Origin of the sequence: Arthrobacter sp. QXT-31 (assembly GCF_001969265.1) — a bacterium.
Classification (GTDB): domain Bacteria; phylum Actinomycetota; class Actinomycetes; order Actinomycetales; family Micrococcaceae; genus Arthrobacter.
In genome coordinates, this window is record NZ_CP019304.1 from 1,834,993 (window position 1) to 1,849,222 (window position 14,230).

Genomic DNA, 14,230 nt, shown 5'->3' on the forward strand with positions numbered 1-14,230 from the left:
CCGCCCCGAAATCAGGCGAATGTGGCCAGCGGATTGGTGAGCCTGCCTGCCTTCTGGAGGCCGCCGGACGGGTCAGCCAGGTCGAGCATCTGCTGGTTGTTGCGCAGCTGCAGCCGGTTCAGGCAGGACAGCTCGAAGTCCGGGGCGAACAGATCGTGGCGGGCAAACTGGTCCGCGAGCTCCGGATGCCCGGCCTGGTAGTCGCGAACGGCTTCGGCCGCAGTGCGCCAAAACTCCTCGCCGCTCAGCACGCCGTCTTCCTCGAGGAGGGCTGCAAGGAAGCGGAAGATGCAGTCGAACACGTCGGTGAAGATGGACAGGACTTTATCGCCGTCGGGAATGTCCGCCTTGATCCGGGACACGTCCTCGGGCAGGTCGAGCCTGTCCCCCATCACCACTATCTCCTCGGCGATGTCCTTCATGATGGCCCGGACCGGCACGCCGTCCTCAAGGACCAGGATCACGTTCTCGCCGTGCGGCATGAACGCCAGCTCGTACCGGTACAGGCAGTGCACCAGCGGCACGAGGTACGCCTCGAAGTACTGCCGCAGCCACGCCGCCGGCTCCAGCCCGGACCGCTCAATCAGCGCCGACACCATGGGCCTGCCCGCGGCGTCCACATGAAGGAGCGAGGCCATGGTGGCCAGCTGCTGGCCGTCCTCGAGCAGCGGGAGCGGGCTCTCGCGCCACAGCGCGGACAGCATCTTCCGGTACGGCGACCCCTTCGCGGAGGCCGCCTCGTAGTAGCTGTTGTGGTAACCGATCGCGGCCACTTCGCGGATCATGGCAAGGCCCCGGCCCTGCAGCGTTTTGTCACCGGCAATGAGGTCCTGGAGCCAGTCATTGATGGCCGGCGTTGCCTTCATGTACTGCGGCGATAGCCCGCGCATAAACCCCATGTTCAGGACGGACATGGCTGTCTTCACGTAGGTCTTGTCCGGTGCCGTGGTGTTGAAGAACGTGCGGATGGACTGCTGCGCCTGGTAGCTGTCGGCCCCGGTGCCGAGGCGGACGATGTGCCGCTGGGCGATCTCGGCGGCGAACGTGACCGTCAGCTTGTTCTCCCACTGCCACGGATGCACCGGCATCAGGAAATACTGGGCCGGGTCGAGGCCAAGGGCAGCGAGTTCGGCGTCGAAGACGGCCACGGTGGCGGCCCCGAGTTCGGCTTCAAAGTGCCCGGCGTAGTCCAGCCCGGCGCTGGAGGTGAAGACCGCCTTGCTGCGGTGCACCGCGATCCACTCCAGCTGCACCGGAGCGCCTGCCTCAGGGGCAAAGGCACGGTAGTCGGCGATTCCGAAGCCCAGCCGGCCGTTGTTGGCCACAAAGCACGGGTGCCCCTCGGTCATGCTGCGTTCGATCGCCTGGAAATCCGTGGCGGCATCCGCTCCCCCGGTAACGCCGGCCACCAGCTCCGCCGACGACGGCTGGCCCATCCACTGCTTGAACGCGTGGCTGGAGAGCGTGCTGCTGATCTCCTCGAGGTAGACGGGAAGCATCTCCTCCCGGATGCCGAGGGTGCCGGAGAACTCGGTGACGAACCGCAGCGCATCCACCGGCGCGACCTGCCCGTCCCTGCTGCAGGTGATGGAGTCTGCATCCACGGACCAGTGGTCCAGCTGCAGGATCCGGGCGGCGAAACGGTATTCGGCGGTGCCGTCGTCGCTGCGGACCCGGTATGTGCTGTTCCCGAGCGGTTCCGGAACAAGGATCCGCTCGTGCGAGAACTCGGCGAGCGCCTTGCGGACCAGGTGCCGGTTGGCAACAGCCCAGCGTTCGGGCGAGAGGTGGTCTGCCGCGTTGCCTGCGGCCAGGACGGATTCAAGTTCAACGGTGGTCACAGTGCTGCTCCCTGATGAATGGGGGTTGAAGAACGGGCTGCGCGGGCGGACTCGAACGACTCCCGCGTGCAGAAACTCAGGAGGGCCTGCTTGTCCGGCAGGGTCACCTCGCCGGCGGGCTCAAAGCCCAGCCGGGCGTTGAGGACATGGATCTTGGTGTTGCGGGCGTCGGGCTCCACCACCACGCGGTCCACGCCGGGCTTTTGGAAGAGCCGGTCCAGGACCGATTCCATGACATCGGCGGTGAACCCGTTGCGCGGTGTCCCCTGCGGCGGAGCCACCAGCAGGTGCATGCCGATATCGCCGGGCTGGACGGCGTAGACGGCATTGAGCGGCGAGGAAGCCGGCAGGTACTCCTCCATCAGGAAGGCCGGCACGCCGTCGTCCATTCCCAGCAGCGCATGGTGGTGCCCGCTGGACTGGATCTTGGCATACTCCTCGGTGACGTCCTCGACCGTCGCGTTCAGCATCCCCCAGAACGAGGCGTACGGGCGGGTGACCCAGCCGTGGAGGAGCTGTGCATCCTCCTGCGGATCGAAGCAGCGGAACGTAAAGCTCATGCGGGCACTCCCATCTGCGCGGCTGCTCCGGCGGACAGACCAGCCGGCGCGGCAGCCTGTGCTGCGGCGCCGGGAACCGCACCGGGTGCGCCGAACTCCTGGAAGGCGATGCTGCGCTCCACCGGATAGACCTCGCGGCCCAGGATTTCCCGGAGGATGCACGAGTTCCGGTAGGCGGCCATGCCGAGGTCCGGCGTGACGAAGCCGTGGGTGTGGAGTTCGGCATTCTGGACGAAGATCTCGCCGGGCTCGACGCCGGTGCTGTAGTTGCGCTGCACGGCGAACCTGCCGGCGCCGTCCCGGGCAATGCGCTCCTGCACGCCGCCCAGAAATGCCGGCTCGCGGTAGGCGTAACCGGTGGCGAGAACCACCGCTTCCGTCTCCAGCGAATAGTCCGACTCCTGCTCGCCGTGCGACAGTTCCAGCGTGTGGGACCCGGTGGAGGCGTTCCAGGCGGCTCCGGTCACCGTTGAATGGGTGAGCAGCCGGGTGTCCACGATTCCGGAGAGGCTCTTGGTGTACAGCAGGTCGTAGATCGCGTCGATGAGATCCGAGTTGATTCCCTTGTAAAGGTTCTTCTGGCTCCTGATGAGCGAGTCGCGCCGCTCCTGCGGAAGGCCGTGGAAATAGTCGACGTACTCAGGCGATGTCATTTCCAGCGTGAGCTTGGTGTACTCGAGCGGGAAGAACCTGCCCGAGCGCGTGACCCAGTTGAGCTGGTATCCGTGCGTGTCGATGTCCTGGAGCAGTTCGTAGTAGATCTCCGCCGCGCTCTGGCCGCTGCCCACGATGGTGATGCTGCGCCGCTGCTGGAGTTCGCTTTTCCGGGCCAGGTAGTCCGCATTGTGGAGGACAGTTCCGCCGGCTGCCAGAATCCCGCGGCAGGCGTCCGGAACGTAAGGCGCTGTGCCGGTGCCAAGCACCAGCCGGCGAGCACGAAGCACCTCAGGCCCGGCCGGGCCGTTCACCGAAAGCGTGTACACGCCGTCGTCGAACGTTACTTCGGTGACGTCAGTGCCAAACCGGACCGACGGCAGCTGGCCGGCAACCCACTGGCAGTACTGGTTGTATTCGGCGCGCAGCGGATAGAAATTTTCGCGGATGTAGAACCGGTAGAGCCGCCCGGTCTGCTTGAGGAAGTTCAGGAACGAGTACGGCGACGTCGGGTCCGCCAGGGTCACGAGGTCCGCCATGAACGGTACCTGCAGATGCGCGGGCTCCAGCATCATGCCGGGATGCCAGTCGAAGGATTCGCGGCGCTCGAGGAACACGCCGTCCAGCCCTTCGACCGGTTCGCTCAGCGCGGCGAGGCCCAGGTTGAAAGGCCCGACGCCGATGCCGGCGAAGTCGTAGACGCGGCCTGTGTCTGAAGCCCTGAAGCTTGGGGTGCTGAAGTTTGGGGTGCTCATGCGTGTGCCTCCGTGCGTGCTGTGTAACCGGTAGCTGAACCGGCGAGCAGGGTTTCGCCGGTGCTTCGAAGGAGGCTGACGATCTCGAGGATGTCCTCAAGCGTTGCCTCGGCGTTGAGGAGCGTGAATTTCAGGTAGTGCCGGCCCGCGACCTTGGTGCCGGCCACCACAGCCTGCCCGGATGCGAACACAGCGGCGCGGATGGCCGGGTTCAGCTCGTCGGCAGCGTCCTCCGGAAGCCGTGTGCCATCTTCCAGGACCGGCCGGTACCGGAAAACCAGCGTGCTCAGCTGGGGCTCGGCCGCGAGTTCAAAGTCGTTGTCCGCTGCAAGAACGGAGCCCACCCGGGCTGCCAGGTCGATCGCCTCGTCGAGGAGCGCGCCCACAGCATCGGCGCCCATGATCCGGAGCGTCAGCCACAGCTTGAGGGCGTCGAACCGGCGGGTGGTCTGGATGCTCTTGTCCACCTGGTTGGGGATCTCGGCCCGCGCGGCGGTCTCGGGGTTCAGGTAGTCGGCGTAGTAGGTGACGTGGCGCAGCATTGCGCCCTCGCGCACCAGCAGCGCACTGGAGCTGACGGGCTGGAAGAAGGTCTTGTGGAAGTCAACGGTGACGGAGTCCGCCAGCCGGATGCCGTCCAGGAGGTGGCGGTGGCGGTTGGAGACCATGAGCCCGCCGCCGTAGGCCGCATCGACATGGAACCAAGCTCCGTAGGCTCCGGCCAGGGCAGCCAGGTCAGCCAGCGGATCCACCGCGCCGAAGTCCGTGGTGCCTGCCGTAGCCACCACCGCCATCGGAACCAGGCCTTCCTTGGAGGCCGTGGCCAGGGCGCTGGCCAGGGCCGCCGGATCCATCCGGTGGTCCGCCGCGCAGTCGATGGACACGACCGCGTCGAACCCGAGCCCCAGCATGGAGGCCGACTTCTGGATGCTGAAGTGGCTGTCCACGGAGGTGAAGATCCGCAGCTTCTCCAGCAGCAGCGGCAGGCGCTTCCCCTCGTTGGCCGGGTCCTGGCGGAGCTGCGCCACCGCGTGGTTGCGCGCGATGAGCAGGGCCTGCAGGTTGGACTGGCTGCCGCCGGAGGTGAACACGCCGTCCGCCTCGTCGCCCAGCCCGAGCCGCCCGGCGGTCCAGTCGATGAGGCGGCGCTCGATCATGGTGGCGCCCGCGCTCTGGTCCCACGTGTCCATGGATGAGTTCACTGCCGAGAGCACCGCTTCCCCCACCAGCGCCGGGATGACCACCGGGCAGTTCAGGTGTGCGGCGTACTTGGCATCGTGGAAGTACACGGCGTCGCGCAGGTACGTGTGCTGCAGTTCCTCGAGGGCGGCAGCGGTGTCCGGCAGTGGCTGCTCCAGGTCAACAGCGGCCACGCGGCGCTTCATCTCCGCGGGGCTGACACCGGTGAACGGCTGGGAGGTGCGCTCAAGCTTGGTGGCCACCGTGTTGACGCCCTGCAGCACCTGGGCCACGTAGCGCGGGGCGTTCCGTGCATTGAACAGCTGGTTGCTGGCGGCGAGGGCCAGTTCCACGCCCGACCCGAAGTCCATGCCGGCGGGCTCCTGGAGAGGTTCCTGGACGGGTGCCTGGGCAGGTGCCTGGGCGGCCGAACGGCCGGATGGCTGCTGGCTCGCTGGCTGTTGGCTAACTGCCTGCTGGCTGAATGGCTGTTGGCTGGGTCGTTTGGGGGCGCAGGTTCCCGTTCCATCATCGAAGTCCACGCGTGGTTCCTCCACGTCGGGCAGCAGCGTCATTGGGTCGTCCTTTTGTCGGCGTGATGTGAGACCGGCACCAGCCACTGGCGCCAAGCAAGGTAAACCTTACTTAGGTGCGCCTTTTAGTCAAACTTTTATGATGTAATTCCGAAAACCCGCGAAACGGCGGGGTTTTTTCTGCGTCACTCGTAGTCATTGACTTTCGTGAGGAGGCGGAAAGTCACATAATGTCCACCCGCGACAGCGGGGGGCGGCCGGGGTAGAGTTTCTGCACAGTGATTTCCGGCATAGCGACTTCTGGCACGGCGCTATCTGTCGAGAGGCGCCGGCTGCAGCAGGAAGCAGGGGGACATGTCAGGCAATGAGCATGATCCGTTGAATTTTCGGGAAGTGGATGCGCAGGGGAACACCACCGGCTACGGGCGGGTGGCGCCTGCCGGAGGCTTTGGCCAGGCAGGTTCCGGGCGCACAGGTTTTGGGCAGGCAAGCACCGGGCAGCCAGGCCCCGGACAGACAGGCACCGGGCCGCCGGGTCCCGTGCCGGGACAGCCGGCCCCCTACGAGGAGGCGGACCCGGGGCAGCGGAGCGGCCTGGGGGTAAACCCCTTCATCGCAGCGCTCTGGGTGTTCGTGGCGGTCCTGCTGGTGTCGCCCTTCGCCGTGTTCACGCTCGCGCAGGAATCACTGAACTCAAACACCGAGCCACAGATCATGCCCGTGAGCTACATGTGGATTACATTCGCGCCCCAGATCCTTTTCGCCGGGCTCGTGGGATTGCTCGGCCTGGTTTTCTGGCACGCAGCGCAATGGCAACGGAAGCGCGCGAAGCAGCTCCCGCCGTCGTAATCGTCCGGTTCTACCCGGCGGAGACCTCGCTTGCCAAGGGGTCGGCGCCGGGCTGCGCCTCCGGCGCGGACCCTTCCGGGGATCCGTCGTCCGGTCCGGCTCCAGCGAGGCGGCGCCGCCGAAGTTCGTCGGTCACCTGAAGGAACCAGAAGCGGGCACCAATGACAGGGCTGGGCGTGTCCAGGTGCCGGAAGAGCCCGTCCGCCAGGCGCGCCAGCGGGGCGTCCGGCATGGCCGCAAGGGTTGCGGCCGGATCCACTGCCACGTTCAGCGATCCGTCCAGGAGGCGGCACAGTTCCTCGTCGGACATCTCACCGGCCACGATGTCGTCACGGATGGCTTCGCCGTTCACCGCCGCGCCGGTCATCGCCCGCCTCCGGCCGGTCCAAAGCAGTGCTCGCGGAAGTCTGGAGTAGCGCGCAGGGGATACTCCATCCGCACCGGCGCACGCAGTTTTTGATTCAAGAGGTCCCCAAAAATGAGAGTCCGAAGGCCAACTGCTTAGCCCTGCCCGATCGTACGGAAATGTCCCCCCGGTCACAAGTTCCGCGGGACCCGCGCGCCGTGCGGAAGCGTCCGTCAGGTGCCCAGAAGCTTAGGGGCGGCCGCCTCAGGCCAGTCGATGCACTGCGTGTACACCTCGTGTTTGCGCAGATACCGGGCGGTAAAGGGGCAATGCGGAATGATCCGCTTTCCTGACGCCACAACGTCATCGAGGGCAAAGTGGACGAGCACCTTGGCCAGCCCCTGGCCCTGGAACTGCTCAGCCGTCTGCGTGTGGATGAAATCCACGTGCCCGGGCTTGTCCACGAACCTGACTTCCACCGCCAGCTTCCCGCCCACGTGCAGTTCGTAGCGGTGGAGCGCATCGTTCCGGAACGTGGTGACGTCCGGGGTGAAATGGTCCTCGGTGGCTGCCGTGTTCTCCGTCATGGTTCGACATTGGCACTTAAAGGCTGTGCTGGCAATGGCCGGGTGCCGCGCGCGGGAACACGTCCCAGCAACAGCACGGCCAGGGCGAAGCAGGCGGCGCCGCTGCCCAGGAGTCCCAGCGTCAGGCCGTTGAGGGCGGCGTCAGCCACCGGAACAAAAACGACGACGGCGGCGGTCACCACGGCGGCCGGTGCCCGGCCCCGTGAGTGCATGGCCGGCGTCGGCCGTTCCTCCAACCGCCCGAACACGAGCACCGCGGGCAGCAGGAGCAGGACCACCCCGAGGAAAACGAGCGGGCGCGACCACCACCATTCCGCGGTGCCCGAGGCGGGTTTGGGGAAGTCGGTCAGCAAAAGGAACCCGGCCATGGCTGCCAGCAGCGGCAGATGCCAGAGATAAACGGTCATCGCATGGCGGCCCGCAACGGCCACCACCGCACGGATCCAGCGCACGGCGGCGATGGCGGTCAGCAGGGCACGGGACAGCTGCAGCACCGCAGCCTGCGAGATGCCCAGCAGGAACAGGCTGAGGTTGGGCGGATTCAGGTTCACCAGCATGTTGTCGCGGTACAGGCCCAGCATCACCAGGACGAGCATCAGCAGGTTGCTGGCCGCCGCCAGCCCCACAAGCTGCGACCTGCTCCAGCGGTCCAGCCAGCCATCCGCTACAAGGAACCCGAGCTGCTGCACGGCGCACCACACGAACACCATGTTGATGTAGGCGAGCGTCGGGAAAGCGCCGCGGAAGCAGTCCACGGTCACCACCAGCGCCACCAGCCCCAGGAGCGTCAGCCACGGGGCACGCTGGTGCAGCCGGACCAGGAACGGGATGTTCAGCTGGGCCGCCAGGTAGGCCGCAAGGAACCACAGCGGCATGCCCGCCCCGCTGGCCAGCAGCTGCACCACCTGCGGATCCACACCGGCCAGCAAAGCACCCCAGAGGCCAACGAACATCACCGCCAGCAGGGCCGTCGCCGGGCGCACCAGGCGCAGCAGGCGGGACTGGACGAACTCAAAGCCGTTGCCACCACGGGCCTGCATGCGCCGCCAGGACTGCGCCCCGGTGATGCCTCCGGCTACGAAGAACAGCGGCATCACCATGAAGACCCAGATGACCGGCTCGAACCAGTCCTGCTCGGCCAGGGTGTTTTCGGTGGTCACGGTGCCGTCGGGGTGCAGCACCGGGCTGGTCATCATGCAGTGCCCCACTACCACGAGGGCAAGGCAGATAAAGCGTGCCAGATCGATGGCCAGGTCGCGGGCGGGCACGGTCACGTCCCGCCCGGTCCCGGGCTCCAAGGAATTCTTCATGGCGCCCCCACCAATGGAACTCGCTTACGTCGTTGTGTTTTCCATTGTGCTCCTGCTGGCCCGTCTATGGCGGGATGGAGTTTTCCGGGTCAGCGGCTGAGGATTGCCAGCGTGCTGGTGCCGAAGTCCTTCGCGGCGGCATTCCATTGCGCCAGCAGCCCCTGCAGGTTCTCGCCGTCGGCCCTGTACCCGGGAAGCTGTTCCTCGAGGGTGGCAAGGACGCCGGTGCGGAGCTCCGTGTTGAAGTTGACCTTGCCCACGTTCATGGCCGGGGCCTTGGCCAGCTCGTCGGCCGGGATGCCGGACGCACCATGGAGCACCAGCGGGATGTGGGTCCGCACGGCGATGTCCTGCAGGACGTCCCAGCGCAGCCGGGGCTCCCCCTTGTACTTCCCGTGCACGTTGCCCACGGCCACCGCGAGCAGCTGCGCCCCTGTCCGCGCCACGAAGTCCTCCACCTGGGCGGAGTCGGTGAGGCCGGCAACCTCGTTCCCGGCGGCCTCCCCTTCGGCCCCGAACGCCTTGTCCTCGTCGCCCGCCAGGCCGCCGAGCTCAGCCTCCAGGACCACGCCGGCATGCCCTTCAGCCTCGAGCGCGGCCCGTACAGCACACACCAGGGCGATGTTTTCTTCGTACGGAAGAGCCGAACCGTCCGCAAGGACAGAGTCCGCCCCGGCCGCGACGGCAGCGGTGATGACGTCTATGTCGGTGGCGTGGTCCAGCTGCACGGAGACCGGCACGGAGGCGGTGTCGGCCAGTCCCCGGAGGGCCGAGATGAGCCGCAGGCCATTAGCCGTGGCGGCAGTCTTGGGCGCCACCAGGAGGATGACGCCGCGCTGTGCTTCCTCCGCGGCGCTCACGACTGCCAGGGCCGTGGTGAAGTCGTAGCACGTGAACGCCGGGACGGCCGACCCCTGCTTGAGGGCGCCGACCACCAGCTCATCGAGTTGTGCCCGCATCAGCCCTCCCCGGTGGTGCGCTTGGTGGGGGCAACCACCTTGATGACGGCGGAGTCGTCCGCGGCGGCCAGCCCGTGGGCCTGGCCCAGCAGGTACAGCTGCTCGGCGGCGGCGGCAACGGGGGTCGCCAGCCCTGCACTGCGGGTCGCCTTGCCCACGATGCCCATGTCCTTGACGAAGATGTCCAGCCGGCTGAGCACTTCCGCGCCCTCCTCGGAGTAGGCCTCCAGGATGCGGGGTCCGCGGTTGGACAGCATGAAGGAGCCCGCGGCCCCGGCTTCGAGGGCGGCCAGGGTCTTGGCCTGGTCCAGGCCGAGGGCGTCGGCCAGCGCCATGGCCTCGGCGGCCGCCGCGATGTGGATACCGCACAGCAGCTGGTTGACGGTCTTCAGCGCCTGCCCGTCACCGGGCTTGTCGCCGACCACGGTCAGTGTGGAGGCGAGCAGCTCCAGGACCGGACGCGCCGATTCCAGCGCTGCTGGCTCGGCTCCGACGACGATCAGCAGGTCGCCTTCGCCTGCACGCTTCGGGCCGCCGGACAGCGGGGCATCCACGAGTCCGACGCCGAACTCCGCCAGGCGGGCCACGGTGGACGGGATGGCTTCCGTGCCCACCGTGCTGGTCAGGATGACGACGGCGCCGGGCTTCAGTACCCAGGCCACGCCGTTCGCGCCGAACAGGACGTCATCCAGCTGTTCGCTGTTGCGGACCGCCAGCAGCAGGGCGTCGGTGTCCTGGGCGGCGTCCCGGGCGGAAGCGAAGGTCTTCACGCCGGCCTCTTCGGCGAGGCGCAGGCGCGGCTCGGCGATGTCGAACCCGTGGACGGTCAGCTGGCTGGCGAGGCGGGATGCCATGGGCAGGCCCATGGCGCCCAGGCCGAGGACGGTGACTGTGTAATTCGAGGTCATGGTGTTCCTTCTAGAAAGTGTTGCTGAGCTTGCTGGTGACCTGGGCGAGTGACTCATCGTCACCGACGTTGCCGGCGAAAACGATGTACGGAATCCCCTTCGCCGGGCCGTCGACGGGCTCCCACAGGCTCACGATGCCGGGCAGCATGGGCCCGCGGACAATGGCGTGCCGGATCTCCAGCCCGTGAGCGGCAACATCCGAGGACGTGATGCCGCCCTTGGCGATGACGAACCGCGGCGGGAAGGTCTTCAGCGTCCGGTTCACCACGGCGACGACGGCGGCGGACACGGTCCGCGCGATCCGCAGGCTTTCGGCCGGGTCATCGGTTTTGATGAGCAGGCGGCTGGTGTGGACGATAACGTCGCCGCTGCGCAGCGCTTCGACGACGGTGTCCACCGTCTGGTCGAGGTAGGCGGGTGCCTCCTCGCCGAGGAGCTTCTCGACGTCGATCTCCACGATGCGGGCACTGCTGTGCCGGTCCGTGAGCACCTTGAGCTGCCGGGTGGTCACGCCCACGTGGGAGCCGACGACGATCAGGCCGCCGGCCTCGGACGGGGTGTTGCCCGCGTAGGCTTCCTCGCCACTGAGTTCAGGCCTGATGTCCTGGCCGATCCGGGCGCGCATGAACGGCGGGCCCACCCGGTACAGCAGCTTCTTGCCGCGGCGCTCGGCCTCTTCGAGTCCCAGGGCCAGGGCGCGCATGTCGTTTTCGGTGACGATGTCCACCACGATGGGGGTGGACGCCGTGGCCGGTTCAATCGCGTCAGCGATCGCCTTGGCAGACACCTCGGGCTGCCCGGTGGCGGAGCCGGCGCGGATGATGTTCAGGTCCAGCACAATGACGGACTCGGCGGCGAAGCGGCCCTGGGACTTCTCTTCCACATACTTGGCCATCTCGGAGTTGGCGAAGCCGAAGGTGGCGTCCTTGGCGAACTCGGTCTCGGCCACCGGGGTCAGTCCGCCGGCCTCCGGTCCGCGGGTGTAGTGCACGCCGCCGATGGTGATGCGGCCGGCGTCGGGGAAGGCAGGAACCATGACGACGCCGTCGGTCGCCTCGCCGCTTTCCGCCGCCACGGTGGCTGCGATGACATCCGGTTCCAGGGGAAAGTGTCCGCGCAGGGTCGAATCGCTGCGGCTCACAAAGCCGAGCCGGACCTCCCCTTGGCCGTCACGGGCCGCGGCGAGGGCGTTGCGGACTACCTCCTCATTGCGTGCAGCCGCTTCTCCCGGGTCAAGGCTGCGGGTGTTGGTCAGCACGTAGACGGCGGGCTTACCCTGATGGAGAGCCCACTGGAAGTCCGCAACTTCCCAGCGGGTGAGCACGGGCAGGTCTGCAACGGACTGCGTGCCGGTGGGGTCGTCGTCGAGCACCACCAGAACGCGCGGTGACGTGGCGGCGGTGGCGGCCACAGCGTCGGCGACCTGCCGGGCAGGGATCTGGAGTTCGGCGGGGAAGGCGGCCAGAACATCGGATTCGAGGGGCACTGTGCACTCCGTTGTGTCGGATCTGTCTAGGGACTGACGTGTCAGATGTCAGACATCTGGCGTTTGATGCTAGTGTGGCATAACGCACAGCACGTGCGCAAGTACACTTTTTGCACACATCCCCGGCCAATAAAGGCCGCACACGCTGAACGGAAGAAATGGCACGCAAATCACTGGTGGGTGTCGTCGCCGACGAACTCCTTGACCGCATCATCTCCGGGGAATTTCCGCCAGGCAGCAGCGTGCCGGGGGAACTGGAGCTCAGCGCACGCCACGATGTCAGCCGCATGACAGTGCGAGAGGCGATGAAGACCCTGGAGGCGCAGCGCATCCTTAGCGTGGAACGCGGCCGCGGCACGTTCGTGAACCCACTGAACCGCTGGTCGTCACTGGAGGCGGTGCTGCGGGCCGCCTCCGAGGGACAGAATGGCGCGGCCGCCGCGGTCCAGCTGATCGAGCTGCGGCGGATGCTGGAAACGGGCGCCTGCGAGCTGGCGGCGCACCGCATTACCGACGCCGAGCTTGACGGCCTCCGGGACTGTGTGGCGGACATGCGGAAGGCACACCAAAGCAATGATGTGGCCAGTTTTGTCGCAGCCGACCTCGCGTTCCATGACCAGATTCTGCACGCGTCCGAGAACGTGTTCGTGGCCGTGCTCTTCGAACCTCTGCACCGCGTTCTCGAAAAGGGGCGGACGGAGACCTCGAACGTGCCGGACATCCAGGAACATGCCATCGGGCACCACCAGAACATTTACGAGGCCCTGGCTGTAAGGGATCCGCAGCGCGCACGCAACGCCATGGACGCCCACATGCAGCAGACCCTCGACGACCTCAGAAGCTACGTGCTGGAAGTCCCCGAGGAATCATGTCAAGATGCCCGCCTGGGTTGATTCGTGGAATCATTTGATTTTGCCCGGATGGCGGGCTGCTTCTTGGGGGCTTGCTTGGCGGTGGTCAGGGTCAGGAGCTCTGTGCAGAGGGCCTGGATCTGGCGTTGGATGGCGGCCGGGTTCAGTGGCCGGTTTTCACGTTTCAGGCGGGCTTTGGTGGCTTTGGTGACGGTGCCGGTGTCGGCCAGGACGCGCTGGAACGGGGTGGCGGGCGCGTCGTAGGTCTTGGTGACCTTCGCGCCGGTCCGGACTTTCGCGACGAGTTTTTGCTGGGGTCCGAAGTGGTTGGTCAGCAGCCGCTGGAGCGCCCAGATCCGGTTCAGCAGTTCCAGCTCGCCGGGTGTGTCGTAGCGGTGGTAGCCGACGGTCTGACGGATGACGTGCCAGTTCTTCTGCTCGACATGGGCGCCGTCGTTCTTGTTCCCGGACCGGGACCGGGTGAAGGTCAGTTTCTCCTGCTCACACCAGCGGAAGAGTTCCCAGTTGATGAACTCCGAACCGTTGTCCGAATCGATCCCCAGGATCGGAAACGGGAACGCGGCGGTGGCGTCCTTGATCGCCGCGAAGACCCATTTCTGCGCCTTGTTCCGCACCGACCGGGTCTCCGTCCAACCGGTCGCGATGTCAGTGATATCAAGGGTGAAGCAGAACTCGCCCTGGTTATTGCCGCCCTCGTGGCCGACCAGATCGATCTCCACGAACCCGGGCACCGCATCATCCCACTCGGCCCAGGTCCTCACCGGAATCGAGTCCTTCAGCAGCGTTCCAGGTTTGGTGTGGGACCGGCCGCGGGGCTCCAGTTTCGCCCGGTCGGCCTTGAGCCGGCGGTCGATGGTCGCCGGTGAGATCGTCAGCAGCTGGGCCGCCGTGGCGGCGTCAATGCGGAGCTCTTTAAACCGCCGCAGCCGCGGGACCAGGTCCGGCAGCGCTGCTGCGAGGAGCCGCCCGCAGGGCGTTCCCTGGACCGCCCAGCAGAACCGCAGCGCCTCGATCACCGGTTCCCCGTACAGAGGCGGCCGAGTCGGCCTGGGCAGCACGGCCCTCAGTACCAGCGCCTGCCGCAGGGCCTTGCGGGCGTGGTCGCGGTGCCATCCCGTCGTCGCGCACAGCTCATCGAGAATCTGCTTCTTCACGGCCCGGTCCGAGCGGGCGTAGCGGGTGGCGATGACCTTCGTGACAGCCCTGCGTTCACTCATCGAAAGCTCCATGGCTCACAGTGCCGACACGGCAAACGCCACCCCGGCGGACACGCCGCTACGCGGGCATTCTCAAATGATTCTTCGAATACCGCTACGCGGGCATCTTTCATGAGTCAACGCGAAGTCTAGTTCCGCGGCGCCCCGTCCGATACTCTGCAGGAACGGCCCGCA

13 protein-coding genes are annotated in these 14,230 nt (G+C 66.8%); 2 read left to right on the forward strand and 11 right to left on the reverse strand.

Annotated elements, in window-relative coordinates; genetic code table 11:
- Positions 1-11: 11 nt before the first annotated feature.
- The 4 genes from BWQ92_RS08305 to BWQ92_RS08320 are packed head-to-tail and all read right to left on the reverse strand — an operon-like array spanning position 12 to position 5,360.
- Positions 12-1,841, reverse strand: a complete 1,830-nt coding sequence (locus BWQ92_RS08305; RefSeq protein WP_076799092.1) for an IucA/IucC family protein — start codon at positions 1,839-1,841, stop codon at positions 12-14.
- Positions 1,838-2,401: a GNAT family N-acetyltransferase gene (locus BWQ92_RS08310; protein WP_076799093.1), complete on the reverse strand. Its 564-nt coding sequence runs from the start codon at positions 2,399-2,401 to the stop codon at positions 1,838-1,840. Before BWQ92_RS08310 ends, BWQ92_RS08305 begins: the two co-directional genes overlap by 4 nt.
- A complete protein-coding gene (locus tag BWQ92_RS08315; RefSeq protein WP_076799094.1) occupies positions 2,398-3,810 on the reverse strand; it encodes a lysine N(6)-hydroxylase/L-ornithine N(5)-oxygenase family protein in 1,413 nt (470 codons plus the stop codon). The genes BWQ92_RS08310 and BWQ92_RS08315 overlap by 4 nt, the downstream gene beginning before the upstream one ends.
- Positions 3,807-5,360, reverse strand: coding sequence for a pyridoxal phosphate-dependent decarboxylase family protein (locus BWQ92_RS08320; protein WP_076803602.1), 1,554 nt, complete (start codon positions 5,358-5,360; stop codon positions 3,807-3,809). The genes BWQ92_RS08315 and BWQ92_RS08320 overlap by 4 nt, the downstream gene beginning before the upstream one ends.
- Before the next feature lie 516 nt (positions 5,361-5,876).
- Here BWQ92_RS08320 and BWQ92_RS08325 point away from each other — a divergent pair.
- A complete protein-coding gene (locus tag BWQ92_RS08325) occupies positions 5,877-6,371 on the forward strand; it encodes a hypothetical protein (protein WP_076799095.1) in 495 nt (164 codons plus the stop codon).
- Between the two features lie 10 nt (positions 6,372-6,381).
- On the opposite strand, the gene BWQ92_RS08330 is transcribed toward BWQ92_RS08325, so the two are convergent.
- From BWQ92_RS08330 to BWQ92_RS08355, 6 genes are all read right to left on the reverse strand, one after another.
- A complete protein-coding gene (locus tag BWQ92_RS08330) occupies positions 6,382-6,738 on the reverse strand; it encodes a hypothetical protein (RefSeq protein ID WP_076799096.1) in 357 nt (118 codons plus the stop codon).
- 212 nt (positions 6,739-6,950) lie between these two features.
- The gene (locus BWQ92_RS08335) at positions 6,951-7,304 is read right to left on the reverse strand and encodes a GNAT family N-acetyltransferase (protein WP_076799097.1); all 354 of its coding nucleotides are present in this window, start codon (positions 7,302-7,304) and stop codon (positions 6,951-6,953) included.
- Complete coding sequence (locus BWQ92_RS08340; RefSeq protein WP_076799098.1) at positions 7,301-8,614, reverse strand: acyltransferase family protein; 1,314 nt, start codon at positions 8,612-8,614, stop codon at positions 7,301-7,303. The genes BWQ92_RS08335 and BWQ92_RS08340 overlap by 4 nt, the downstream gene beginning before the upstream one ends.
- An 89-nt stretch (positions 8,615-8,703) precedes the next feature.
- Positions 8,704-9,573, reverse strand: a complete 870-nt coding sequence (locus BWQ92_RS08345) for a class II fructose-bisphosphate aldolase (RefSeq protein ID WP_076799099.1) — start codon at positions 9,571-9,573, stop codon at positions 8,704-8,706.
- The gene (locus BWQ92_RS08350) at positions 9,573-10,481 is read right to left on the reverse strand and encodes an NAD(P)-dependent oxidoreductase (RefSeq protein ID WP_076799100.1); all 909 of its coding nucleotides are present in this window, start codon (positions 10,479-10,481) and stop codon (positions 9,573-9,575) included. Before BWQ92_RS08350 ends, BWQ92_RS08345 begins: the two co-directional genes overlap by 1 nt.
- Positions 10,482-10,491: 10 nt before the next feature.
- Positions 10,492-11,967, reverse strand: coding sequence for a four-carbon acid sugar kinase family protein (locus BWQ92_RS08355; RefSeq protein WP_076799101.1), 1,476 nt, complete (start codon positions 11,965-11,967; stop codon positions 10,492-10,494).
- A gap of 158 nt (positions 11,968-12,125) precedes the next feature.
- Here BWQ92_RS08355 and BWQ92_RS08360 point away from each other — a divergent pair, with 158 nt between their 5' ends.
- Positions 12,126-12,860 carry a FadR/GntR family transcriptional regulator gene (locus BWQ92_RS08360; protein ID WP_076799102.1) on the forward strand — a complete coding sequence of 245 codons (735 nt, stop codon included), beginning with the start codon at positions 12,126-12,128 and terminating at the stop codon, positions 12,858-12,860.
- On the opposite strand, the gene BWQ92_RS08365 is transcribed toward BWQ92_RS08360, so the two are convergent.
- Positions 12,839-14,056: an integrase catalytic domain-containing protein gene (locus tag BWQ92_RS08365; RefSeq protein ID WP_216639975.1), complete on the reverse strand. Its 1,218-nt coding sequence runs from the start codon at positions 14,054-14,056 to the stop codon at positions 12,839-12,841. The two genes, BWQ92_RS08360 and BWQ92_RS08365, sit on opposite strands and share 22 nt — an antisense overlap.
- Between the last annotated feature and the right edge of the window lie 174 nt (positions 14,057-14,230).

What these genes read in the sequence shown, in the direction of transcription:
- BWQ92_RS08320 (WP_076803602.1), bottom strand. Translation starts at nt 5,360, where the DNA reads ATGGACTTCGGGTCGGGCGTGGAACTGGCCCTCGCCGCCAGCAACCAG.
- BWQ92_RS08310 (WP_076799093.1), bottom strand. Translation starts at nt 2,401, where the DNA reads ATGAGCTTTACGTTCCGCTGCTTCGATCCGCAGGAGGATGCACAGCTC.
- BWQ92_RS08360 (WP_076799102.1), top strand. Translation starts at nt 12,126, where the DNA reads ATGGCACGCAAATCACTGGTGGGTGTCGTCGCCGACGAACTCCTTGAC.
- BWQ92_RS08345 (WP_076799099.1), bottom strand. Translation starts at nt 9,573, where the DNA reads ATGCGGGCACAACTCGATGAGCTGGTGGTCGGCGCCCTCAAGCAGGGG.
- BWQ92_RS08315 (WP_076799094.1), bottom strand. Translation starts at nt 3,810, where the DNA reads ATGAGCACCCCAAACTTCAGCACCCCAAGCTTCAGGGCTTCAGACACA.
- BWQ92_RS08340 (WP_076799098.1), bottom strand. Translation starts at nt 8,614, where the DNA reads ATGAAGAATTCCTTGGAGCCCGGGACCGGGCGGGACGTGACCGTGCCC.
- BWQ92_RS08325 (WP_076799095.1), top strand. Translation starts at nt 5,877, where the DNA reads ATGTCAGGCAATGAGCATGATCCGTTGAATTTTCGGGAAGTGGATGCG.
- BWQ92_RS08330 (WP_076799096.1), bottom strand. Translation starts at nt 6,738, where the DNA reads ATGACCGGCGCGGCGGTGAACGGCGAAGCCATCCGTGACGACATCGTG.
- BWQ92_RS08335 (WP_076799097.1), bottom strand. Translation starts at nt 7,304, where the DNA reads ATGACGGAGAACACGGCAGCCACCGAGGACCATTTCACCCCGGACGTC.
- BWQ92_RS08350 (WP_076799100.1), bottom strand. Translation starts at nt 10,481, where the DNA reads ATGACCTCGAATTACACAGTCACCGTCCTCGGCCTGGGCGCCATGGGC.
- BWQ92_RS08365 (WP_216639975.1), bottom strand. Translation starts at nt 14,056, where the DNA reads ATGAGTGAACGCAGGGCTGTCACGAAGGTCATCGCCACCCGCTACGCC.